This is a genomic window from Bacillus sp. DHT2 (assembly GCF_026241455.1).
GTDB classification, from domain to species: domain Bacteria; phylum Bacillota; class Bacilli; order Bacillales; family Bacillaceae_G; genus Bacillus_A; species Bacillus_A pseudomycoides.
Window position 1 is genome coordinate 875,008 of sequence record NZ_JAPHWH010000001.1, and the last position, 22,113, is coordinate 897,120.

Here is a 22,113-nt window from a genome sequence, read left to right on the forward strand (position 1 = left end):
CTTTCTCTCTTTTAATTTACTGATTGTAATGAAACCAGTTGGTAGTTAAGTGTTGTCCTCCCATCTTCCCACTCTAACTTTTGAACGATTGCACTACCGATTCTTTCTTGATCAGATTTATATAAAGGTAACATTTCATCCACAGCAAATAAATGATAACCGTCTAATATTAATTGAAATATATTTTCTTCTATATGTAATCTCATTTCTTTTTCATTTGAAATAATCTTTGTATGCATCTCAAATTTCATATAAATACAACCCCTTTTCCAGTTCTCTATACTTTAATAGTATAGCGGCTATTCACGATTGACAAGTGAATACATGATGAAGAATTCACTTTCACATTCATTTTATTTTTTTATGCTATATGTATTTTTTAAATTATAATACGGTATGTGAAATTAACAATGTTTCATGTGGATTTGAAATTAAGTCACGATGTTTAAAATAGAATCGCTGATGTCGCGTGACCGTTTGGAAAAGAAGAATGAGCTGAATGTTCTACAAGTTGAATGATTTTATATGATACAAAAAACAGTCCCAATAAAAATATGATTCAATAAGTTTATTAATATCCTAAAGTCAAAGCAATAATAGCTTAAAAAACAAGTATACAGAAAGCAATTTTAGAAAAGCAGGTAAACAGTAATATGAATTCACATCTTCAAATTCCGGTATAAATTGTTTAATTTCATAAAAATAAAGATGCCTTTTCAGGCATCTTTATTTTTGCAAATACTCTTTCATTATATAGTACAATACAGTTATTAAAACAATTGCTATAAAAAATGAGAATGATGCCACGATATATCCATCTTTATTTAACACATAACACAGTGAGATAGATAATATAAAAACCGGAAATACGAGACGTACTTTATCTTTAATTTCTTCTGTCGTATCTGTACGATGAAAATACTGTGTAATTCCTACCATGAGAGAAGACAAAATAATAACCGATAATAGCAAAGGCCCTGGCATTCCGATCTCCCCTTTCTCTACTCCTATTATATACAAACTCTCACTTCGTTAAAAGCAAGACAATTCAGTAAATAAAACAAAGTGAAGTTGCTATCCATATTGAATTCATTCCAATTACTCATTTTCTTTCAAATTAAATATGGTATATAGTATTCCCTTCATTTTCAAGTTACAAACAATACCCCTACATTTTAAATGACTGATGTTGTAATATTCATTTTCATATGTTGAAATCCTGCAAATATAACTCGTCAAAATATGCACCATTCTAAAAAGTATCTAGTTCGACGTCTAAATGTCCATTTGTTTAGACAGTTAGACACTTTATTACTGGCATTTCTTCTTAATTAAGGACATTAAACTGGCACGCTACTTGCAATATCAAATAAATTATAAAGGACATTTTAGCTTGTATCGAGAAATAAGAATGAGAAGATATATAAGAGGAGGATTCAAAATGACTGAAAATGTTTTATTTTCCATTCACGAAAATGGCGTCGCGTCAATCACTTTAAATCGCCCAAAAGCACTTAACTCTTTATCTTATGATATGTTACATCCGATTGGTCAGAAACTAAAAGAATGGGAAAAAGATGATCGTATTGCCGTAGTAATCTTGAAAGGTGCTGGCACGAAAGGATTTTGCGCTGGCGGTGATATAAAAACATTATACGAAGCACGTTCAAATGAAGTTGCATTACAGCATGCTGAACATTTTTTTGAAGAAGAATACGAAATAGATACTTATATATATCATTATCCAAAACCAATTATTGCTTGTTTAGATGGAATTGTAATGGGTGGTGGCGTCGGTCTTACGAATGGGGCAAAATATAGAATTGTAACAGATCGTACAAAATGGGCCATGCCTGAGATGAACATTGGTTTTTTCCCAGACGTTGGAGCTGCTTATTTCTTAAACAAGGCTCCTGGGCAGACTGGTCGGTATGTTGCGTTAACAGCATCTGTTTTAAAAGCTGCTGATGTATTATATATAAAAGCTGCTGATCATTATATGCCATCGGAAACTTTACCTACTTTCCTAGATGCAATCGAAAAGGTAAATTGGCATGATCAAAATATACATATCACTTTAAAAGAACTCATTAATAAATATGAAACAGCTCCTAGTGTAGAAAGTGAACTTGTTTCCTTATTAGAAGAAATTGATCAACATTTTTCATTCCATACAGTTGAAGATATCATCCATTCATTAGATAATGCTGACGGATCCTTCGCTTCAAAAACGAAAGAAACATTACTATCAAAATCTCCGTTCTCATTAAAAGTAACATTAAAACAACTTATTGACGGAAAGGAAAAATCGATAGAAGAATGCTTTGCAACAGATCTCGTGCTCGCTAAAAATTTCATGAGGCACGAAGATTTCTTTGAAGGAGTACGTTCAGTCGTTGTCGACAAAGATCAAAATCCAAAGTATAAATATAAACAATTAAGTGATGTTTCAGATGAAGATGTCAATCGCTTCTTCAATCTGCTTAATGCCTAATCAAAAAGCTAGATGAAAGCAACCTATTTGCTGCTTCATCTAGCTTTTTTCTTTCTAGACATATGTATTATGTATCTTCATTATCAGAACGATGGAGGCGTTACAGCGAATAAAATAACGGCATCTTGATCAAATAGATTCTCCCATTTATGTTTCATGTAAGAAGGGATTTTCACACTATCCCCGGGGTATAAAGTGTATATATCTTGCTGTAAATACAAGATAATCTGTCCTTCTAAAACATGAGCAATTTCCTCTCCTTTATGCTCTAAAAGTTTTTCGGAGGAAACAGAATTAGGTGGCAAAGTCATTAAAGATACTGCCAAAGCACCCGTTAAATCTGGTGATAATAATTCATAGGATAAATTTCCTACGATCATTTTTTTACGTGCATTCGCTCTTATAACTAGATCATCCGTGTTCGTATCTTCAATGAGAAAACTAAAAGTTGGAACTTCTAAAGCCTTGGCTAGCAATTTCAATGTTTGAATCGAAGGATTAGCTAATCCTCGTTCAATTTGACTTAACATAGAAGGTGTTATTTCTGCCATTTTAGCTAACTCTCGCATACTCAGCTCCTTATATTCCCGAAGCTCTTTCACCTTTTTTCCGATATTTATATTTTCCATACCTCATGCTCCTTCAAACAATATGATAGATATATTTTAACATGCTTAAATTTTATTTATCATATCACTTAAATTGTGTTAAACTATTTTTAATTAAATTTTCTGAAAAACAAGCACAGAAAGGTGGAGTGATTGTGGAGAACTATCTTCTTTTTATTATCATGTCTATTTGTCTTATTATTTTACCCGGTCCTGATACTGCAATGGCTACAAAAAACACTCTTACTTCAGGAAAAATAGGAGGTGTAAAAACGGTTTTCGGCACATGTATCGCCCTTTTAATTCATACTTTAGCTGCTGTAATTGGGCTTTCCGCTATCATTGTTAAATCTGCTCTCTTATTTTCTATTTTTAAATATGTTGGTGCCATTTATCTAGTCTATTTAGGAATAAAAGCACTTTTATCTTTAAAAAGCAAAAACAGCATAGATACAAATGAGTTACCTATGAAACGTGCAGATGAAAACAGCTCTTGTTTTCGCCAAGGGTTTCTTACTAATCTTTTAAATCCTAAAGTCGCTGTATTCTTTTTGACCTTTTTACCACAATTTTTAAATCCTAACCATAATACATTCATTCAATTTCTAACCATGGGTCTTACCTATCTCGTTTTAACCGTGATATGGTTTGCCTTTTATATCTTCTTAATTGATAAAATCAGTGTTTTCATGAAAAAACCAGCTACTCAAATATACATCCAAGGACTTACTGGTATTGTATTAATTGGATTTGGTATCAAATTAGCTTTTGAAAAGAATAGTTAACGATGAAAAGTACCCCCCTCTCTAATGAGGGGGGTACTTTTTGTACATGTAACAAGTTACATGTATATGCTATTCATCTATTAAAACCAGCGCTCTGTCACAACTTTTTTACGTGTATAGAATTGAACACCGTCTGTTCCATTTGTTCCAAGATCACCATAGAAGGATGCTTTATTTCCAGCAAATGCGAAGAATGCCATCGGTGCTGGAACGTTAACGTTTACACCAATCATTCCTGCATCGATATTATCACGGAATGTTTGCGCATGTTTACCGCTTGATGTATAAATAACTGCACCATTTGCAAATTTGGATTGATTTGTAAGTTTAATGCCTTCTTCTAAATCTTTTACTCTCACAATACTTAAAACTGGAGCAAAAATTTCATCTTGCCAGATTTTCATATCTTGATTCACACCATCAAAGATTGTTGCTCCAACAAAATATCCTTCACGGGCTTCTTCATTAATTTTACGACCATCTACTAATAAAGTAGCCCCATCTGCTACACCACTATTAATATAGCCTAGTACACGCTCTTTATGAGATTCACGAATTAATGGACCTACATAATTATCTTCATGGAAACCATCGCCAACTTTTAATTTACGTGTTTCCGCTACTAGTACATCAATAAACTCATCAGCAATTTCATCCACAACAGCTACAACAGAACATGCCATGCAGCGCTCTCCACTGCTCGCAAATGCAGAACCAATAACACCTTGTACTGTTTTTTCAAGATTGCAATCTGGCATAACAATCGCATGATTTTTCGCTCCTGCGAGTGCTTGTACTCGTTTTCCATATTTTGTTCCTGTTTCGTATACATAACGTGCAACTGGCTCAGATCCAACGAATGAAACCGCTTGAATGTCCTTATTTTCTAGAATGCTATTTACAACGTCTTTTCCGCCTTGCACTAAATTTAAAACTCCTTTTGGGAAACCTGCTTCATAGAATAACTCTACCAGTCTCTCAGCTAAAAGTGGTGTTCTTTCAGATGTTTTTAATACGAATGTGTTACCGCAAGCAATTGCTAATGGGAACATCCATAATGGAATCATCATTGGGAAGTTAAACGGTGTAATACCAGCAACAACTCCAATTGGGTAACGCCAAATCGAACCATCAATTCCACCTGCAATGTTCGGGAGTGCTTGCCCCATCATTAAATTTGGTGTTGATGTTGCCAATTCTACAGCCTCAATACCACGCTGTACTTCACCACTCGCATCTTTTAATGTTTTTCCATTTTCTAATGTGATAATTTTCGCAAGCTCATCTTTATTTTCTTGCAAAAGTTGTAAATATTTGTATAGCTGTCTTGAACGATTTGGAACCGGCACTTTAGACCATGTTTCATAAGCTGTTTTTGCAGCTTCAACAGCACGCTCCACATCTTCTTTTGGAGAAAGCGGAACATAAGCGATTATTTTCCCAGTTGCAGGATTTGGAACAGCTTCAACTTCCGTACCAGTAGATTCTACCCATTCACCATTAATATGATTTTTCACTCGTTTAATTTCTGTTGTAATCATTGTATTCGCTCCTTTTTTATTGTTATAAGTTCGAATTGTTTCTCACAATTTATAATTCGACGCTATAACCATTCATTATTCATGACTAGAGATTACTTGTTCACTTATCTTCTTATATAAAGCAGCCATGTCTTTTTCCCCATACCCCGCTTTACCCGCTTCATCATACAAGTTCAACAGCATTTCACTTACTGGTAAGTGAAGTTCACTTTCTTTTGCTAAATCAACCGCAAATCCTAAATCTTTCTTTAATAGATTTACAGTAAAACCTGGCTCATAGTTTTCTGGTGCAATAAAGCTTTTATAGTTGCGCTCATAAATTCTACTTTGTCCGTAACTCACATTTAGAATATCAAACATTTTCTCTAAATCCATATTGTTTTTCTTCGCTAAAGTCAAAGCTTCACTTACACCCGCTGTGTAGAAACCTATCAATAAGTTATTAATAAGCTTTACAGTCGTGCCACTATCAATTTGTTCACTTACATGAAACACATTTGCCCCTAATACTTCCATCACTGGTAAACCTTTTTCATATACTTCTTTTGATCCACCGACCATAAAAGTTAATGTGCGATTTTCTGCTCCAATCACCCCACCACTAACCGGTGCTGCTAAGAAATCTACTTTTTTATCATTAGCAGCTTCTGCTAATCTTTTATTCAATTGCGGTGCTACTGTACTGGTATCAATTAGAACAACATTCGGATGACTATTCTCAATTAAACCCTCTTCTCCAAAATAAACCGCTTCCACAGCTCGCGGAGATGGTAAACTTGTAAAAATCAAATCACATGTTTCTGCCAAGTTTGCAATTGATAAGCCGATGATTCCTCCATCTTTCTCAAAAGAAGCCTCAGCATCTTTATTCAAATCGACGCCATATACAGTGTAATTTGATTTAACTAAATTTTTAGACATTGGAAGGCCCATATTACCTAAACCAATAAAACCAATCTTTTTCATATTGTTCTCCTCCTATTTAAACAATATATTTTCCGCGATTTATAATGGCTTTTGCAATTTCTCTCTTTTTCATAAATATGTTCGTATATAGAGGTATTGACAGTTGACGAATTTCATCTAGAATAGCGTTTCTATTTTGCTCTTCTTGTACTGCTGCAGAAAGAAGAACCATTGCCGCTGATTCTACTTTACGATATCCTTCCTCACAAAGAACATCTGTTACGAACTGTTTTGTACGTTCTTTTTCTTCACCATTTTTACTCACTGCTTTCTTCGTACGTAAAAATGCTGATTCCATTACATACACATCTTTCAACATGTCTGCTAATACGCGTGAATATTCTTGTTCTTGCTCGATTTTTAATTCAGGAGTTTGAGATAGCGTTTTCAAAGATTGCTTCAACAACTGTTTCGATAATAAAATATAACGATGGTTTCGTTCTATATTTTCAAATGTGCCTTCGTCTACTTGATCTCCTATTTGCTTCGTTTGTTTCATTAACATTTTCGCAACTGTTAAGCGGTTAATTTCATTCGTTCCTTCAAATATACGGCTAATTCTAGCATCACGATATAATCGTTCTACTTCATATTCTTGCATATAACCGTAGCCACCATGAATTTGTACAGCTTCATCCACAATATTTCCTAGTGTTTCCGAAGCATTCACTTTATTAATGGCACACTCCATTGCAAATTGAGACATTTTCTGCATGATGCTTCCATCCCCATTTGTCTCATGAATTGCCTCGTCAATTACGCCTGCTGTTCGATAAGCTGCACTCTCTGCACCGTATGTAGCGATAATCATATTTGCAATTTTCTCTTGAATCATCGTGAAATCAACTAATTCTGTTTGAAACTGTTTTCGTTCTTTTCCGTATTGAACAGATAAACCAATTGCTTGTTTTGCTGTTCCAATATTTCCAAAAGCGAGTTTCAATCTAGCGAAATTGAGGATATTAAGGGCTACGTAATGACCCTTTCCAACTTCCCCTAATACATTTTCAACTGGAATTACAACATCCTCTAAAATGAGTGTCGCAGTCGAAGATCCTTTAATGCCCATTTTCTTTTCTTCTAAGCCAATTGAAACACCTTCACATGTTCTTTCGACAATAAATGCTGTCATTCCTTTATTTGTCTTTGCAAAAACAACATATACATCAGCCATATGAGCATTTGTAATCCACTGCTTTTCCCCATTTAATTTCCAAGTTGTTCCTTCTTCATTTAATACAGCGCTTGTTTTTGCACTTAATGCATCTGATCCAGCATTAGGTTCTGTTAATGCATACGCTCCAATCCATTCGCCTGATGCAATTTTAGGTAAGTATTTTTCCTTCTGCTCGTTTGTGCCATAGTATATATATGGCAATGTTCCTACACCAGCATGAATATTAAAGGAAACACTAAATGCTCCTGCATATCCCATCTTTTCTGCTACAAGGCCAGAAACTGCCTTTCCTAATTCGAACCCACCATATTCTTCTGGTACCTCTATACTTAACAACCCAAGTTCTCCGGCCTTTTCAAACAACCCGCGAGAAACTTGATAATTGTGCTGCTCGATATTTTCAATTTGAGGAACAATTTCCTGCTTAACAAACTGTTCTGTTGTTTTTGCGATTAAATCTTCATCACCTGAAAAATCTTCCGGTGTAAAAAAAGTTGTATTAAGATTCTTATTCAGCGAAAAAAATTCGTCCCATTGCAACTTTGTTTTCTCCATCTGTATCCCCCTATCATTTCGGTCTTCATTTTCTTTATATGCAAAATCTATGCCAAACTAAAAACTTGATAGAACCTGGGCTAAATAAATAGAAAACGTAAAACTGTCTAGACAGTTTTACACTGTTTATAACAATTTGTCTAGATTTTGAATCGTGATAATTTGTTATAAAGAGTCGCCCTAGAAATCCCTAACAATGCTGCTGCCTTTGACTTATTCCCTTTTGCTTCTTTTAAAACGCGTTCAATTAATCCTCGCTCTTCCTCTTCACGTACCACTTTCATCGCTTCTTGCTTTGCTGGTAAAGACTGAATCATAGGTACTAATTTCTTCTGTTCCATATCCCGATAATAGAATTCTTCTGGTAAATCCTTAGCTCGTATATGTACATCATCCGATAGTGCAAATAGTCTTTCTAACACATTGATTAATTCCCGAACATTTCCTGGCCAATTGTAATGGAACATAAGGCGTAATACTTCTTTATCAAGTGTCTTTTCTTTAGCACCATACATTTGACATAACTTTTGTAAATGTTCTTCGACAATGAGTGGGATGTCTTGCTTTCGAAAACGAAGTGGTGGAATATGAATCGGAATAACATGAAGACGATGATATAAATCTTCTCTAAATGTACCTTCTCTAACCATTTGTTTTAAATCTTTATTTGTCGCTGCAATTAGCCTAAAATCAACTGGAATTGGATGTGTACCACCAATTCTTTCTATCTCCCTTTCTTGTAAAACACGTAAAATTTTCACCTGTGTTAATAGAGACATATCACCGATTTCGTCTAAAAATAACGTGCCATGATTCGCAAGTTCAAACTTCCCTGCTTTCCCGTTCTTTTTCGCACCTGTAAAAGCACCTTCTGCATAACCAAACAGTTCGGATTCTAGTAAATTATCAGGAATAGCAGCACAGTTCACACTGATAAATGGACCGTTTTTTGTTATACCTGTATCATGTATAGCTCTTGCAAATTGCTCTTTACCAACACCACTTTCTCCAGTAATTAACACAGACGCTTTCGACCCAGCTGCTTTTCGAGCCATTTTTTTCGTTTCAGAGATCGTCTGACTTTCTCCAAGAATATCTTCGAATCGAATTTGCTTCTTCTTCGGTTTAGAAAATAACGGTTTGACAGCACTATCTTTTTGATCAAACCTCTCTAGTATTTTATAAATATCTGAAATCCCTTCATGAATAAGCATGCCTACAGCACCTATCACTCTTCCTTGCTTCCAAATCGGCATCCGATGCACAACTAAATTTTGGCCTTGCAAACGATGCACTTGATTTCTTTCTGGTACCCCTGTTTTTAATACAACTGGAAGCCTCGTATTCTCAATTACATTTTCGGCCAGTTGTCCAATTGCTTCTTCTTTCGATACTCCGACAAAGCGGCTATACGTATCATTAAACATTTGAATGACGCCGTTTTCATCCACAATCGCAATGCCTTCATACGCAGTGTCGAAAGACAAACGAAACCATTCAATTAATTGTTGTGATTCTTTTAATTGCTGTTTTAGAAACTTTTGAAAAGCGAAAAGTTCAGGCTTGTCTATGATTCCTACAAGTACTCCGTCTTGTTCAGTTGTCACATAAAATGGTATCTCCTGTAATTCGTTCATAGTTGTTTTCATACTACCCTTATTAATAGAATTAGTGACAATCATATGAACTAACATACTTTTATCACTTTTTTGTTGTATCCACTGAATACAATCTGTTAGTTTTACAATGCCAATCATTTGCTTTCCATCTAGCACAGGAAGTTCATCCTTTGATATTTTAATAAGAAGTTTAACTGTTTCAGTAATCGTATCGTTACTTCTCACAAACTGGAAATCTTGCTGCATCCATTTTTCTACAGAGAAATCTTTTGTAGAACTCATATCTTCTCACCTCTTGTATACAACAATTCAAATCATATAAAAAGGCGATGAATTCTCACATCAAGCAGTTGTTCTTGCCCAAGATGTCCCATCATCGCCTTTCTTCTCTGTTCTATTGATCTTCAGATAAAACTGTTTTTGCAATTCCGTTATCTAATTCCTCAAAATCATGATACGAAATTGTTTCATACAATTCACTTCTCGTTTGCATGTTAGATAACCCTTCTTTTTGTGAGCCTGTTTCTTTAATTAGCATAAACACACGCTCATATGCTTTTGCTGCAACGCGAAGTGATGTAACCGGATAAATCACCATTTGGAAGCCCATATTTGCAAATTCTTCTGCACTATAATATGGAGTTTTCCCAAATTCAGTCATGTTCGCAAGCAACGGAACATTTACTTTACTGTTGAACAAACGGAATTCTTCTTCGGATTGAAGTGCTTCCGGGAAAACAGCATCTGCACCTGCTTTTACATAAGCAATCGCTCTTTCAATTGCTGCATCTAATCCTTCTACACCGCGAGCATCTGTACGTGCTACAACAACAAGTGTTGGTGCTACTTCTTTAATCGCTTTAATCTTCTGTACTAATTCCTCAGTGGAAACAAGTTTTTTTCCATTTAAGTGTCCACATTTTTTCGGTAATTGTTGATCTTCAATTTGGACAGCGGCTACATTTGCTTCCACCATCTCTACAGCCGTTCTTGCTACATTTAACACTCCACCAAATCCTGTATCAATATCGACAAGAAGAGGTAAGTCCGTTGCTCTAACAAGATCTCTTGCTCTGTCAGCTACTTCAGTAGACGTTACAATACCTAAATCTGGCAAACCCTTACTTGCTGTATAAGCAGCTCCCGATAAATAAAGAGCTGAAAACCCAGTGTTTTTTGCAACAAGAGCAGCCATTGCATCATGAGCACCAGGGATTTGTAAAATTTCAGGTGCCTCTACTAAAGCTCGGAATCGATTAGCAAGCTCTTCTTGTGTTGACGGTTTATTCACAACCCAAGCCATTCTTATTCCCCCTATACTTAAATTAAGAAAAGATCTACAAATTCATTTACATTCATATTTTCTAACTTTTCTTCATTCAAACAAGCTTCATGAATTTTTTCTTGCTGTTTATTAGAATAATGAACAGCCATATTTGCAGAAAACTTTTGAACAACCTTTGGAATCGCTTCGTCTCTACGGAAACGGTGACCTAATGGGTATTCACACTCTACGTTTTCTGTTACTGTGCCATCTTTAAAATGAACTTGAACAGCGTTGGCGATTGAGCGCTTGTTCGGATCAAGGTAATCCAAACTATACTGTTTATTTTCTACAACAACCATCTTATTTCGTAATTCATCTACACGAGGGTCAAATGCAACTTCATCCTCATAGTCATCTGCAACGATATCGCCTTTTAATAGACCAATTGCAGTAATGTATTGTAAGCAATGATCGCGGTCAGCTGGGTTATTTAATGGACCTTCTTTATCAATAATACGAACCGCCGATTCATGTGTTGTAATTGTAATACGGTCAATTTCCTCTAATCGCTCTTTCACTTCTGGATGTAATTTCACTGCGCATTCTGCAGCTGTTTGAGCATGGAATTCTGCTGGATATGATACTTTAAACAATACATTTTCCATTACATAAGAATCTAAAGGTCTTGCTAATTTTAGTTCCTGCTTATTAAATAATACATCTTGGAATCCCCATCCTGGTGCAGATAATGCTGTTGGATAACCCATTTCACCTTTTAATGCAGTAAGTGCAAGGTAAACACCACGGCTTGTTGCATCCCCAGCTGCCCATGATTTACGTGAACCTGTATTTGGGGCATGACGATATGTACGAAGACTAGAGTTATCAATCCATGCATGAGACAATGCGTTAAAGATTTCTTCACGCGTGCCACCAAGCATTTTTGTAACAACTGCTGTTGTCGCTACTTTTACATATAATACATGGTCAAGACCAACGCGGTTTAAACTATTTTCTAATGCAAGTACACCTTGGATTTCATGAGCTTTAATCATCATTTCAAGTACATCGCGTACTTTTAATGGTTCTTTTCCTTCTGAAATACGAACGCGGCTCACATAATCTGCAACAGCTAAAATTCCACCTAAATTATCAGACGGGTGTCCCCATTCTGCAGCAAGCCATGTATCGTTATAATCCAGCCAACGAATCATACATCCAATATTAAAAGCACCGCGTACTGGATCAAGTACAAATGATGTTCCTGGTACACGTGTACCATTTGGCACAACTGTTCCTGGTACAACTGGTCCAAGGAGTTTCGTACATTCAGGATATTGCAGCGCTAAAATTCCGCATCCAAGCGTATCAAGTAACACATAGCGTGCTGTGCTAAATGCTTCTGAGCTCGTCACCTCTTTATTTAATACATAATCCGTAATCTCTTCTAAAATTGCATCTTTTTGTTTAATTTCATTTGTTTTAATCATGCTATCCTTCCCTTTCTGTCGAAAATTCGTTATTATTGAGGATGGGTGTCGGTCAAACACCCACCTGGCGGGCGGCCTTAACAACTCCCCAGTTGTTTTTATTTGCTAAGCACATGTCGCTCGCCGATATAATTTACACGTGGGCGGAACAAGCGATTGTTTGTATGCTGTTCAATAACATGCGCACATAAGCCTACTGTTCTAGAACTGAAAAAGATTGGCGTGTACAGTTGAATTGGAATACCTAACATCCAATATACTGGAGCTGCATAATAATCTAGATTCGGATAGATTCCTTTTTCCTTCTCCATAATTTTCTCTCCAGCTTCACACATTTCATATAATGTATAATCACCTTTTACATCACATAACTGTTTTAAAGCTTCTTTCATCATGAGTGCTCTTGGATCTATCTTCTTCATGTAGACGCGATGTCCAAATCCCATGATTTTTTCTTTGTTATATAATTTTTTTTGCAGTAACTCTTCAAATTTCTCAACATTTCCAGCTTCTAACAGCATATACATAACTGCTTCATTTGCACCGCCATGTAGGCTTCCTTTTAAGGATGCGACTGCTCCTGTTAAAGCACCATATAAGTCTGATTGCGTAGATGCGATAACGCGAGCTGTGAATGTAGAGTTTGGCATTTCATGTTCACTATATAAAACTAAAGAGCGGTCGAAGATTTTCTCTTCAAGCTCAGTCGGTTTTTTACCAGTTAACATATAGAAGAAATTCGCACTATACGATAACTCCTGAAGCGGCCCAATTGGCTCTTCATTGTTTAAAATATGATAACTGTTCGCAACAATATTTGGCACTTTGCTTAACAATTTATAACCACGACTTTTGTTCACTTCTAGCGAACGGTTTTCAATATCGTTATCATAACCAGCTAATGCTGATACACCTGTACGTAACCCATCCATCGGGTGTGTTTCTTTTGGCAATGCTTTTAAAACATTGAATACACCTTCTGGTACTTCATATTCTTCCTTCAATTTCTTTTCAAGTTTTTCCTTTTCATCCTCATTTGGTAGATGTTCTTCTAATAAAAGGTGCACAATGTCTAAATAACCTTTTGTCTTTGATAGTTCAATTAAGTCATATCCTTGAATAACAATTTCACCTTTTACCGTATCGAGAAACGAAATTTTCGTCTCCGCTGCGACTACACCATCTAATCCCGGGGAAAATTTTTCTTCAGCTTTCATTATCATTTCCTCCAATCCTAATAGATCTTCGTGCACATAACTGTAAGCCTTTACAACATTGTGAACTACATTTCTATTTCAATGTATCAGAGTTTTTAGAAGATTTCAATTTATTTTATAATGATAAGTTTCCTATACTTTTCCTGCTGTAATAAAATTGTTTTTTAAGAATAACGTCTAAATTTTTTATCAAAAAGCCCGTTGTCCCTTCTTTTTCTTTCAAACCGAAATATATTGATTTTCAATAAAATTCCATATAAAGCTTATACAACAAACAATTTACTCCGTATATTTTATTATCTTTTTTCAGCACACAAAAAAGCGAGTTGTACATATACACAACTCGCTCACACTTATTTTATATATCGATATTAATTAAATACAATTTTTATATAAAATATTTTCATTTTTAATAAAATTATTATTTTACATAGTTAAATTCAATTTCGTCCATTTTCTTATGATAACTTACTACTAAATCACAGTCCCGAAAATACCAAATATCGTCGGAATCGACAAAAAAAATTGAATGCCATCCTGTTCAACAGATGCGGCTATATCTTCTGACACCTCAAAAGCCACTCCTAAAGAATAACTAGGCTGAATGGTGCTATTATCTCCATATAAAAACTCATAAAAGGTATTATTTATTACAATCATATTGTATCTTTTTATACAGGAACTTCCTTCCGTAAATAGATGTGTTTTTATAAAAAAAGTCCACCATCTATAGTTGGAGTTAGTCTTTCGACTATTGAACTATTAAATAAGTTTATATTTTTTTTGAATATAATTATTGAAAGCGGCTCTTCATTTTAACTTCATGCCCCCAATACGATTTTTTAATAAAGTTTTCTGTAGAGCTTATATACCTTTTTAGTAAGAATGTCCAAGCTATTCTCTAGAGTCTTCATATTATAAGGTATCAAACAATAGGTGGTGAGAATTATAACGCATATTATTGATTTTCAAGCTATTCAGCCACGTAGTAAAACAAATGCAAGACAACCAATTCCAATTGACCATTCTCCAAAAAGAAATTCAGTTGCTCAGTTACGAGTAAATATTCCACGTAGAGACTCCCGTGACAACACAGTAGAATTAATCGCAACAGTTGGAGTTGAAGGAGTTACAAACATCGCTCAAATCGTATTTCGTATTTTCCGCGATAATACTGAGATTTTCAACACTCAAGTTGGGATCGAATCCACTGATTCAGAACAATTTTATGCTGTAACCTTCCAAGCAATTGACAAAGATCTAAGATCCGGAACTCATATTTACACGCTTACTGTTGAAAATATGACTGCTGGTGCCGAAGCTGCAATAGTAGGTCCGGTTTCTTTTAGCGCGTTAGCTATTGGCAACGACCACGATTGCTGTTAATGAAACTACTACAATATCTAAATGTCTTTCCAACAAGAAAGAACTCATTTCTGTTCTTTCTTGTTCTTTTTTATATACATTCTATACTCTGTAAAAATTCGCGTGCACATTTGCAGCTCGTGCAAGAATATACTGCTATACAATACGATTTAGGGGTGATTCTTTTATGTATTTATTTCCAACAAGAATTGCCGTTGTAGCCCCAGTTGCCTCTCCTTCTGTCCATTCTGTTCCCGTTCATACAGCAACTTCTGATGTTGGCATTGAACTCCCAGCAACTTGGCAGCAATATCAATTATCAGGTGGAGTAACACCTTCATTTTGGCATCACGGCACACCTCCTAGTGGCACTACCTATTATGGTCATCCTCCCCATTCTCCGTATCCACCTCTCCAGATTTTCTATCATTTCCCATCAATTTATTTTCAAAATTTTTATGGGACCTTCAACATTTGAACATATATATATTCTTCCATTTCATATACAGTATTTTTATACATGATAGCATACAAAAAAACACCTAAGTTACCGATCGATCTCCGGTATCCTAGGTGTTTTCCATACACTTTTATATGATTGAAACTTTAAAAAACATTATATTTATTGACCACCATTTGGAGTTGCCTCTCCTTGACCATTTCCATTGCTCGATTGTGTTGCATTTTCATGGCCGTTTCCACCGCTTGGTGGAGTTGTATTCCCCTGGCCATTTCCGCTGCCTGGCGGGGTTGTATTCCCCTGGCCATTTCCGCTGCCTGGCGGGGTTGTATTCCCTTGGCCATTTCCACTGCCTGGTGGAGTTGTATTTCCTTGGCCGTTTCCACTGCCTGGTGGAGTTGTATTTCCTTGGCCGTTTCCATTGCTCGGCGGAGTTGTATTCCCTTGACCATTTCCATTGCTCGGCGGGGTTGTATTCCCTTGATCATTTCCACCTTGATTATTTGTTGCATTGTCTTCATTTTGTTTATTTTGATCATTATTTTGCTTATTTTCTTCATTTTGTTTTTGCTCTTGTTGTTTTTTATCTCCATCTGTTTGTTGCTGCTGTTCTTGCTGTTTATTTTGACCATCATTTTTCTGCTGTTCACTTGAGTTTGAATTTGACGTGCTCGGATTTGGAGAAGAATCTCGTTTTGCACCTTTCACACGTAATTCATCACCCTCTTGAACAACACTACTTGGCGCCTTAAAGCGTGACGTATTTGTTCCAAATTTACTCATCATTTCTTTAAAAATCTGTTGTGCAATTTTCGTATTTTTGCTGCTTATATAATCTTCAGGACTATCTTTCATATATCCAGTCCAAACTGCCATTGTATACTGCGGTGTGTAACCCGCAAACCAACTATCACGCGATGCACTAGATGGTATACCATATTTCGATATTTGTTCAGATGAATAGTTTGTTGTTCCTGTTTTACCTGCCACATCTAAAGAACTTACATTAGCTGCTGTACCAGTACCAGAACTCACAACAGAACGTAGCATATCTGTGATCATATATGCTGTATAATCTTCCATAACACGTTTCGATTTTGGTTCAAAACTTTGTGATTTCCCATCAGGATAAACCACTTTTTTAACAAAGTGTGGTTTTGTATATTTACCATCATTACCAAATGTAGCATATGCTCCTGCAATTTCAGTTGGCGATACTTCATTTGTACCAATTGCTGTTGACTCAACTGCATCTTTTTTAAATGGAATACCTAAGCTTTCTGCAAAGCTTTGTGCTTTACTTAATCCTACCTCTTTTGCTGTTTTAATTGCTGGTATGTTACGAGACCATTTAAGAGACTCACGCATTGTTATCATACCTTTATACGTTTTATCAGCATTTTGAACCTGTTGTCCTGTCGAATATTTATATGCTGAATCATCGAGTTGATGATAAGTTGGCCATTTTAAATATTCAATTGCTGGACCATAGTCAAAAATTGGCTTCATTGTTGAACCTGCTGAACGATCTAGTTCAATTGCCATATTATGCCCTTTGAATGTCGCTTTATTTTCACCACGTCCACTACCTATAGCGCGAATTTCTCCAGTTTTTGTATCCATAAATGTAAAAGCACCTTGGAATTTATCATTTGGATAACTAATAATATTTTTGTTTAAAAGATCATCAGCATATTTCTGCGCTTCTTGGTCTAAAGTTGTGTAAATAGATAACCCATCAGATCCAACGTTTGCATCTGGTAACTCTTTCTCTACTTCCTTCACAACAGCGTCTATAAATGCTGGATATGGCATTTCTGTAACTTCTTTAGGAGGAAGTAGTCCGTCGGTTACAGGGACCTTCGATGCTTCTTCCATTTGTTTTTTCGAAATATATCCATGTCGATTCATTAAATGTAAGACAACATTTCTACGCTCTGTTGCCCGCTCTACATTTTGTGGTTTTGTTGGATCATAAATACTAGGGCCTTTTGGTAGTCCTGCAAGCATCGCAGCCTGTGGTAAAGTTAAGTCCTTTAATTCTTTTCCATAATAGTTTTCAGCTGCTGTTGCAATACCATATGAGCGGTTCCCTAAATTAATCTTATTTAAATACATTTCTAATATTTCATGTTTTGAATATTGCTGTTCTAACTTATAAGCTAAAAATATTTCTTGTGCCTTACGCTTAGGGGTTTTATCCATAGACAAGAAATAGTTTTTAATAACCTGTTGGGTAATTGTACTTCCGCCTTGTGAGCCATAATTCCCAGTAAGGCTGACTAAAACAGCACGTGCAGTCCCTTTGAAGTCAACACCACTATGATCATAAAAACGTGCATCCTCTGTAGCTAAAAATGCATTTTCTATTAATTTAGGTACTTGATCATACGTAATATTTGTTCGTTTCTCTTTCCCATATTCATATATCAGCTTTTTATCTTTATCATAAATTTTTGCTGATAATGGATTGACAAGCTTTTCCTTTTCAAGTTTCGGAGCATCTTTTATCATAATGAAAAAAGTAGTTACTCCTCCTACGAGCGCCACGATTCCAAGTATTAAACATCCAATTAAAAATTTACGAAAAAACGATGTTTTACCTTTCGTTTTTTCTACATTAGCACTTGGTTGCTTTTTCTTTTGTACTTGTCTTCGCTCTTCTCGAGAGCGATAATTTTCTGACATCTTGCTTTCTCCTGCCTTTCAATTCTCCCGTTGATTTACACGAAAATGAAACCAACATCTTGATTTCACCTCAACAAATAAGCCTATATACTTTGGACAACTTTTTCCCCTCTATCTTTCTAATAATACTTACATGTAACACATATAATATAAGAGGTTGGCTTTCATTTTGCTTTTGGCATAAGTTAATTCGAAAATTTTAAACAGCAAAGTATAAAAAAACATATAACCTCGTATAAATAATATACTTTTTTTTCATTTGGTCAAACTTTTTTATTTGAAAAACTATTACTAGTAAATCAATAGTGAAATAAAAATATCACACCAATATGAATTTCGTGTGAACTCACAATAAACTAAGTGATCACAAAAAACAGTACTATATAAATACAAATTGAAAAACCGACATAAAACCTTTCTTTTTTAGGTAAAAGAGAGCATCCGGCCATGCATAGAAGCGATCAGATCCTCTTCCTACCTCATAGAAAATGAGTGCAGGCCACCCTTTGTTCTTCATAGCAGCGACTTATATGTCGGAAAATCAAAATGGATATATAATATGCAATGTATAGCATCTAAGTATTATAATTCTATAAATTAGCAGGATTTTCCTTTCTTAACAGCTAAACATATTGAAGAAGGGAGATGAACTAACATGACTTTATATCCAGTAATTTCTAAAAATTTAGTCGCTGTAGGTTATAATCCATCCTCTATGATTTTACGAATTGAATTCAGAAATGGCACATATGATTTTTACGATGTACCAGAAAGTATATACACAGGATTACGAAACGCGCAATCCAAAAGCTATTATTATGACACCTATATTAGAAATTCCTATCGTCACACTAAAATTTAATCAGTAAGGTTCCTCATTCTCCTAACTTCTTTTCTTGCACTGACTTTCGAAGTAGTGATATTACTGTCTGCAAAGAGCATGATAAATAGGAAGCAATTTATATCATTGTATAAATGATTATCTTATGTAAAACAAAAATGGTATTACATTGTTTATCGAATGTAATACCATTTTTAAAATTTAAATATAGCTTCCAATACTACTTGATCACTACTTGCTCCTCTTTAATCCAGCTGCTTTGTCCAATATCAATAGCACCCTCTTTTCTTGCCCAAACACGATAAGAACTTGAACCATCAATCAAACCTTTAAAATTTATACATTCAGATTCTGCATAATAATTAATTCCATATCCAACAGGGTAGTTTGAATATGCATGGAACCACTCTACATCAAAGTGCTCTAATTTCACCCACTGTTTCTCGTTTCCTAATTTAATCATATCCTTATCTCCACCACCCCAATATCCTTCAAAAATTAGATACGGAATTTTATTTGTGATATGTCCAGTAAATATAGGCTCTTCAGGATTCTTATATAGATTAATTCCGTAACCTTCAGGGTATTTCGAAATAGCAATTCCAATACCTACTGGTTGTCCTAAATTGTCCTGCACCTGACTTGTACCATCTATAAACCATGAAAGTGACTTATCGCTAACTAAATAATTCAAATCAACTTTTCCTATCCCGTCAATATTTCCTGTTTCAGTATATTGCCATATATCACATGGATATGCTGGTTTATTACCACCATATCGCGGAATCCAAAGGAAATCCGCTCTCACCCCACTTAAACCATACTTATTATACATGTGATGACCTACGTACAATCCAACTTTCCAACCCGCAGCTTTACAAGTATCAATAAACGCTTGGGATGCTTCAGCTAACTGATCAGGACCACAACTTTTTAACGTATCATCTTCAACATCAAGAACAAGAAATTTAGCGTTAGCACTTACTCTTGCCATAAAATCTTTTGCTTCTACAATTGCATCTTTAACAGAAACATAACAACCATAAGCATATGCTGCATGTGAAATACCACGTTGTTCCAGATTCGTTACATAGCTTGTATACCGCTCATCAACTGTTCTCGAACCATACTGCACACGGCATATTGCAAGATCAATCTGAGGTGCTACCACATCCCAATCGATATTACCATTCCACTTAGAAATATCAATAATATGTTTGCCCATTATTCATCTCCTCCTTTTGTAATATCACATTTAAATACTTAGAGAAATACTTCAATCTCCCCTCCAACTTGTCCATATACTTGATCGATTCCGACAATATGAATATAGTAGGAATCGATTAAAATAGGTGTGTGTTTTGCCAGTTCGATTTAATACTTTATCGAACGCTAAAGTGAAACTTTAATCAGTGGGGAGCTTACTACCCGCGAATAGAGGGATAAATTAAATATTCAATCAGGATATAAAATGTTATCGCCCTATCATGACTCAGTTATATACCTTCTATAAAAACAATTTTCATCGTACACTTTTTAAGAAACAATCCTAAAAATTACTTACCACTATGCCTATAGTAGTAAGTATCTATACTAAACATTGGTAATATTCAATACAAACATTATCAATTAACTATATGAGTCAACTATGTTACATTAATACCACGGTTACTATTACCGTTAAATCCTTGCTCCCTTCAAGGATTTAACATACTCTCCTAATCCAATATGTATAAAAGAAAAAAGAATCTGTAACAGATTCTTTTTTCTCATGCTACAACTTAAAAGAGTTTAACAAGAACATATAAAGCATGACTCCCCAGCAAAAAGACCTTTAAATATAAAATTCTGCAAATAACCTATTCTCATTTGTTATACTTAATATGAGGAACGATTGTTACAATTTATATGCTAGCAGAAAACAAAGCAGATGATACAAATTCCTTTTTTCCAAACAAAGCTACAATTATAACAAATGATGGTGAACAAAAAGAAGCTCATCCGTTATTAAGTCAGCAAATTGGTGGTGAATTTACTGGCAAAGAAAAATAAGAAGGCAGTGTAGTCTTCCTTCTCGATGGTGATCCCGAAAAAATTAATCATTTAAAATTAGTATTTAAAGCACCACAAAATAAAGACTCTGTACAATTGGTGAAGAAAAAACAATTGAATTTGATATGTAACACAAAAGCCGACTTTTTTAAATAAAAGTCGGCTTCCTTCAAAAAATAAGACTTTGTAATATGAGCTTTTAGACATACCACTTAATCTTTATTTCTATTATTGATTTTGTCATATGCTCTAATTTGTTTTTCAAGACGCCTATCTGCTTTTTTATCATTCACCACAAGAATCGCATGGATAACTCCTGGTACCCAAACAATCAATGTCAAAAAGAAGTTTATAATTGCTTGAAACGGTTTTTCGCAAAGTAGAACCGCAAGTGGTGGAAAAAGAATTGCTAATAAATACATCATTCTTATCAGCTCTCCTTATCATTTACTTGTTAATTTATCCCGCATCGACGGACAGTAACACTCCCACTTCAAAATTCAGCTAAAGCAAAGAGGTTATGTATGAACTATCCGTAAAGCCCCATTGATGCGGGCTAATAATCAAATGATAAAAAGCATCCTATTGGACCATCGCCATCAAGTTAAGAAAAGCAAATACCCCAAAACGAAGAAAATGAGTTGAATTCTCATAAATAACTGTAAAATAATAAAATTTTCGTTTTGGGGACACTTCAAAATATTAGCTTGATGGGTATGTATAGTGATCCCTATTATGTATTATGAAACATTACAATTTACTATCACGGGTACGTCGAGAGAAAAAGAAGTATAGCAATGGTGCTGAAGTTGTGGTAGTACCACATCTCTTAGAACGACAATTTAAAGTATCAGCTCCCAATGAAAATGGTTTACTGATGTGACATACTTGACATTTGGAGAACGCATCTTGTATCTTTCCACCATCATGGATGCCTTTTAATCGTGAAATTATTAGTTGGGTGATAAGCTTTCAGATTTTAGTTAAA

Annotated in this window: 19 protein-coding genes and 2 pseudogenes; 7 read left to right on the forward strand and 14 right to left on the reverse strand. The window is 35.1% G+C overall.

Features of this window, described 5'->3' with window-relative positions:
* Positions 1 to 11: 11 nt before the first annotated feature.
* Positions 12 to 251, reverse strand: coding sequence for a DUF2584 family protein (locus ORL93_RS04775; protein WP_040119556.1), 240 nt, complete (start codon positions 249 to 251; stop codon positions 12 to 14).
* Positions 252 to 726: 475 nt separating this feature from the next.
* Positions 727 to 984: a hypothetical protein gene (locus tag ORL93_RS04780; protein ID WP_003197605.1), complete on the reverse strand. Its 258-nt coding sequence runs from the start codon at positions 982 to 984 to the stop codon at positions 727 to 729.
* 457 nt (positions 985 to 1,441) lie between these two features.
* Between ORL93_RS04780 and ORL93_RS04785 the strand changes: the two genes are divergently transcribed.
* A complete protein-coding gene (locus ORL93_RS04785) occupies positions 1,442 to 2,494 on the forward strand; it encodes an enoyl-CoA hydratase/isomerase family protein (RefSeq protein WP_006094830.1) in 1,053 nt (350 codons plus the stop codon).
* A gap of 83 nt (positions 2,495 to 2,577) precedes the next feature.
* On the opposite strand, the gene ORL93_RS04790 is transcribed toward ORL93_RS04785, so the two are convergent.
* Positions 2,578 to 3,123, reverse strand: a complete 546-nt coding sequence (locus ORL93_RS04790; RefSeq protein ID WP_003197601.1) for a helix-turn-helix domain-containing protein — start codon at positions 3,121 to 3,123, stop codon at positions 2,578 to 2,580.
* A gap of 131 nt (positions 3,124 to 3,254) precedes the next feature.
* Here ORL93_RS04790 and ORL93_RS04795 point away from each other — a divergent pair, with 131 nt between their 5' ends.
* Entirely contained in the window at positions 3,255 to 3,887 is a 633-nt protein-coding gene (locus tag ORL93_RS04795) for a LysE family translocator (protein ID WP_033799652.1), read from the forward strand.
* An 80-nt stretch (positions 3,888 to 3,967) separates the two neighbouring features.
* Here the strand turns inward: ORL93_RS04795 and ORL93_RS04800 are convergent, their stop codons facing one another.
* From ORL93_RS04800 to ORL93_RS04835, 8 genes and pseudogenes are all read right to left on the reverse strand, one after another.
* Positions 3,968 to 5,428, reverse strand: coding sequence for a CoA-acylating methylmalonate-semialdehyde dehydrogenase (locus ORL93_RS04800; protein ID WP_003197594.1), 1,461 nt, complete (start codon positions 5,426 to 5,428; stop codon positions 3,968 to 3,970).
* Between the two features lie 75 nt (positions 5,429 to 5,503).
* On the reverse strand, positions 5,504 to 6,394 hold the full coding sequence (locus ORL93_RS04805) for an NAD(P)-dependent oxidoreductase (RefSeq protein ID WP_003207149.1): 891 nt from the start codon (positions 6,392 to 6,394) through the stop codon (positions 5,504 to 5,506).
* A 16-nt stretch (positions 6,395 to 6,410) separates the two neighbouring features.
* Positions 6,411 to 8,126 carry an acyl-CoA dehydrogenase family protein gene (locus tag ORL93_RS04810; RefSeq protein ID WP_003197589.1) on the reverse strand — a complete coding sequence of 572 codons (1,716 nt, stop codon included), beginning with the start codon at positions 8,124 to 8,126 and terminating at the stop codon, positions 6,411 to 6,413.
* A gap of 140 nt (positions 8,127 to 8,266) precedes the next feature.
* Complete coding sequence (locus tag ORL93_RS04815; RefSeq protein ID WP_097795287.1) at positions 8,267 to 10,027, reverse strand: sigma 54-interacting transcriptional regulator; 1,761 nt, start codon at positions 10,025 to 10,027, stop codon at positions 8,267 to 8,269.
* 112 nt (positions 10,028 to 10,139) lie between these two features.
* Positions 10,140 to 11,048, reverse strand: a complete 909-nt coding sequence (gene prpB, locus ORL93_RS04820; RefSeq protein ID WP_006094816.1) for a methylisocitrate lyase — start codon at positions 11,046 to 11,048, stop codon at positions 10,140 to 10,142.
* Between the two features lie 17 nt (positions 11,049 to 11,065).
* Positions 11,066 to 12,502 (reverse strand): 2-methylcitrate dehydratase, encoded by a 1,437-nt coding sequence (gene prpD / locus ORL93_RS04825; RefSeq protein WP_016114807.1) that lies wholly within the window; start codon positions 12,500 to 12,502, stop codon positions 11,066 to 11,068.
* Positions 12,503 to 12,600: 98 nt separating this feature from the next.
* A complete protein-coding gene (gene mmgD / locus ORL93_RS04830) occupies positions 12,601 to 13,719 on the reverse strand; it encodes a citrate synthase (RefSeq protein WP_018767194.1) in 1,119 nt (372 codons plus the stop codon).
* Positions 13,720 to 14,140: 421 nt separating this feature from the next.
* Positions 14,141 to 14,343: pseudogene (locus ORL93_RS04835) on the reverse strand (HesB/YadR/YfhF family protein); the annotation flags it as partial.
* A gap of 324 nt (positions 14,344 to 14,667) precedes the next feature.
* Here ORL93_RS04835 and ORL93_RS04840 point away from each other — a divergent pair.
* Complete coding sequence (locus tag ORL93_RS04840) at positions 14,668 to 15,105, forward strand: hypothetical protein (protein ID WP_026008695.1); 438 nt, start codon at positions 14,668 to 14,670, stop codon at positions 15,103 to 15,105.
* Positions 15,106 to 15,271: 166 nt separating this feature from the next.
* Positions 15,272 to 15,562: a hypothetical protein gene (locus tag ORL93_RS04845; RefSeq protein WP_006094811.1), complete on the forward strand. Its 291-nt coding sequence runs from the start codon at positions 15,272 to 15,274 to the stop codon at positions 15,560 to 15,562.
* 144 nt (positions 15,563 to 15,706) lie between these two features.
* Here ORL93_RS04845 and ORL93_RS04850 read toward each other — a convergent pair whose 3' ends face one another.
* Complete coding sequence (locus tag ORL93_RS04850; protein ID WP_265958715.1) at positions 15,707 to 18,232, reverse strand: PBP1A family penicillin-binding protein; 2,526 nt, start codon at positions 18,230 to 18,232, stop codon at positions 15,707 to 15,709.
* Positions 18,233 to 18,887: 655 nt separating this feature from the next.
* Here ORL93_RS04850 and ORL93_RS04855 point away from each other — a divergent pair.
* Complete coding sequence (locus ORL93_RS04855) at positions 18,888 to 19,094, forward strand: KTSC domain-containing protein (RefSeq protein ID WP_018767192.1); 207 nt, start codon at positions 18,888 to 18,890, stop codon at positions 19,092 to 19,094.
* A gap of 199 nt (positions 19,095 to 19,293) precedes the next feature.
* Here the strand turns inward: ORL93_RS04855 and ORL93_RS04860 are convergent, their stop codons facing one another.
* Positions 19,294 to 20,298 (reverse strand): GH25 family lysozyme, encoded by a 1,005-nt coding sequence (locus tag ORL93_RS04860; RefSeq protein WP_265958716.1) that lies wholly within the window; start codon positions 20,296 to 20,298, stop codon positions 19,294 to 19,296.
* Between the two features lie 683 nt (positions 20,299 to 20,981).
* On the opposite strand from ORL93_RS04860, the gene ORL93_RS04865 reads away from it, so the two are divergent.
* A complete protein-coding gene (locus ORL93_RS04865) occupies positions 20,982 to 21,125 on the forward strand; it encodes a hypothetical protein (protein ID WP_003197566.1) in 144 nt (47 codons plus the stop codon).
* Between the two features lie 212 nt (positions 21,126 to 21,337).
* Here ORL93_RS04865 and ORL93_RS04870 read toward each other — a convergent pair whose 3' ends face one another.
* Positions 21,338 to 21,550 carry a YqaE/Pmp3 family membrane protein gene (locus tag ORL93_RS04870; protein ID WP_033797484.1) on the reverse strand — a complete coding sequence of 71 codons (213 nt, stop codon included), beginning with the start codon at positions 21,548 to 21,550 and terminating at the stop codon, positions 21,338 to 21,340.
* Between the two features lie 335 nt (positions 21,551 to 21,885).
* Between ORL93_RS04870 and ORL93_RS04875 the strand changes: the two are divergent.
* Positions 21,886 to 22,095 (forward strand): annotated as a pseudogene (locus tag ORL93_RS04875) (IS3-like element ISBt2 family transposase); the annotation flags it as partial.
* Positions 22,096 to 22,113 lie beyond the last annotated feature (18 nt).

What these genes read in the sequence shown, in the direction of transcription:
- ORL93_RS04850 (WP_265958715.1), bottom strand. Translation starts at nt 18,232, where the DNA reads ATGTCAGAAAATTATCGCTCTCGAGAAGAGCGAAGACAAGTACAAAAG.
- ORL93_RS04845 (WP_006094811.1), top strand. Translation starts at nt 15,272, where the DNA reads ATGTATTTATTTCCAACAAGAATTGCCGTTGTAGCCCCAGTTGCCTCT.
- mmgD (WP_018767194.1), bottom strand. Translation starts at nt 13,719, where the DNA reads ATGAAAGCTGAAGAAAAATTTTCCCCGGGATTAGATGGTGTAGTCGCA.
- ORL93_RS04775 (WP_040119556.1), bottom strand. Translation starts at nt 251, where the DNA reads ATGAAATTTGAGATGCATACAAAGATTATTTCAAATGAAAAAGAAATG.
- ORL93_RS04815 (WP_097795287.1), bottom strand. Translation starts at nt 10,027, where the DNA reads ATGAGTTCTACAAAAGATTTCTCTGTAGAAAAATGGATGCAGCAAGAT.
- ORL93_RS04805 (WP_003207149.1), bottom strand. Translation starts at nt 6,394, where the DNA reads ATGAAAAAGATTGGTTTTATTGGTTTAGGTAATATGGGCCTTCCAATG.
- ORL93_RS04870 (WP_033797484.1), bottom strand. Translation starts at nt 21,550, where the DNA reads ATGATGTATTTATTAGCAATTCTTTTTCCACCACTTGCGGTTCTACTT.
- prpD (WP_016114807.1), bottom strand. Translation starts at nt 12,502, where the DNA reads ATGATTAAAACAAATGAAATTAAACAAAAAGATGCAATTTTAGAAGAG.
- ORL93_RS04810 (WP_003197589.1), bottom strand. Translation starts at nt 8,126, where the DNA reads ATGGAGAAAACAAAGTTGCAATGGGACGAATTTTTTTCGCTGAATAAG.
- ORL93_RS04860 (WP_265958716.1), bottom strand. Translation starts at nt 20,298, where the DNA reads ATGGGCAAACATATTATTGATATTTCTAAGTGGAATGGTAATATCGAT.
- ORL93_RS04865 (WP_003197566.1), top strand. Translation starts at nt 20,982, where the DNA reads ATGCTAGCAGAAAACAAAGCAGATGATACAAATTCCTTTTTTCCAAAC.
- ORL93_RS04780 (WP_003197605.1), bottom strand. Translation starts at nt 984, where the DNA reads ATGCCAGGGCCTTTGCTATTATCGGTTATTATTTTGTCTTCTCTCATG.
- ORL93_RS04785 (WP_006094830.1), top strand. Translation starts at nt 1,442, where the DNA reads ATGACTGAAAATGTTTTATTTTCCATTCACGAAAATGGCGTCGCGTCA.
- ORL93_RS04790 (WP_003197601.1), bottom strand. Translation starts at nt 3,123, where the DNA reads ATGGAAAATATAAATATCGGAAAAAAGGTGAAAGAGCTTCGGGAATAT.
- ORL93_RS04855 (WP_018767192.1), top strand. Translation starts at nt 18,888, where the DNA reads ATGACTTTATATCCAGTAATTTCTAAAAATTTAGTCGCTGTAGGTTAT.
- prpB (WP_006094816.1), bottom strand. Translation starts at nt 11,048, where the DNA reads ATGGCTTGGGTTGTGAATAAACCGTCAACACAAGAAGAGCTTGCTAAT.
- ORL93_RS04800 (WP_003197594.1), bottom strand. Translation starts at nt 5,428, where the DNA reads ATGATTACAACAGAAATTAAACGAGTGAAAAATCATATTAATGGTGAA.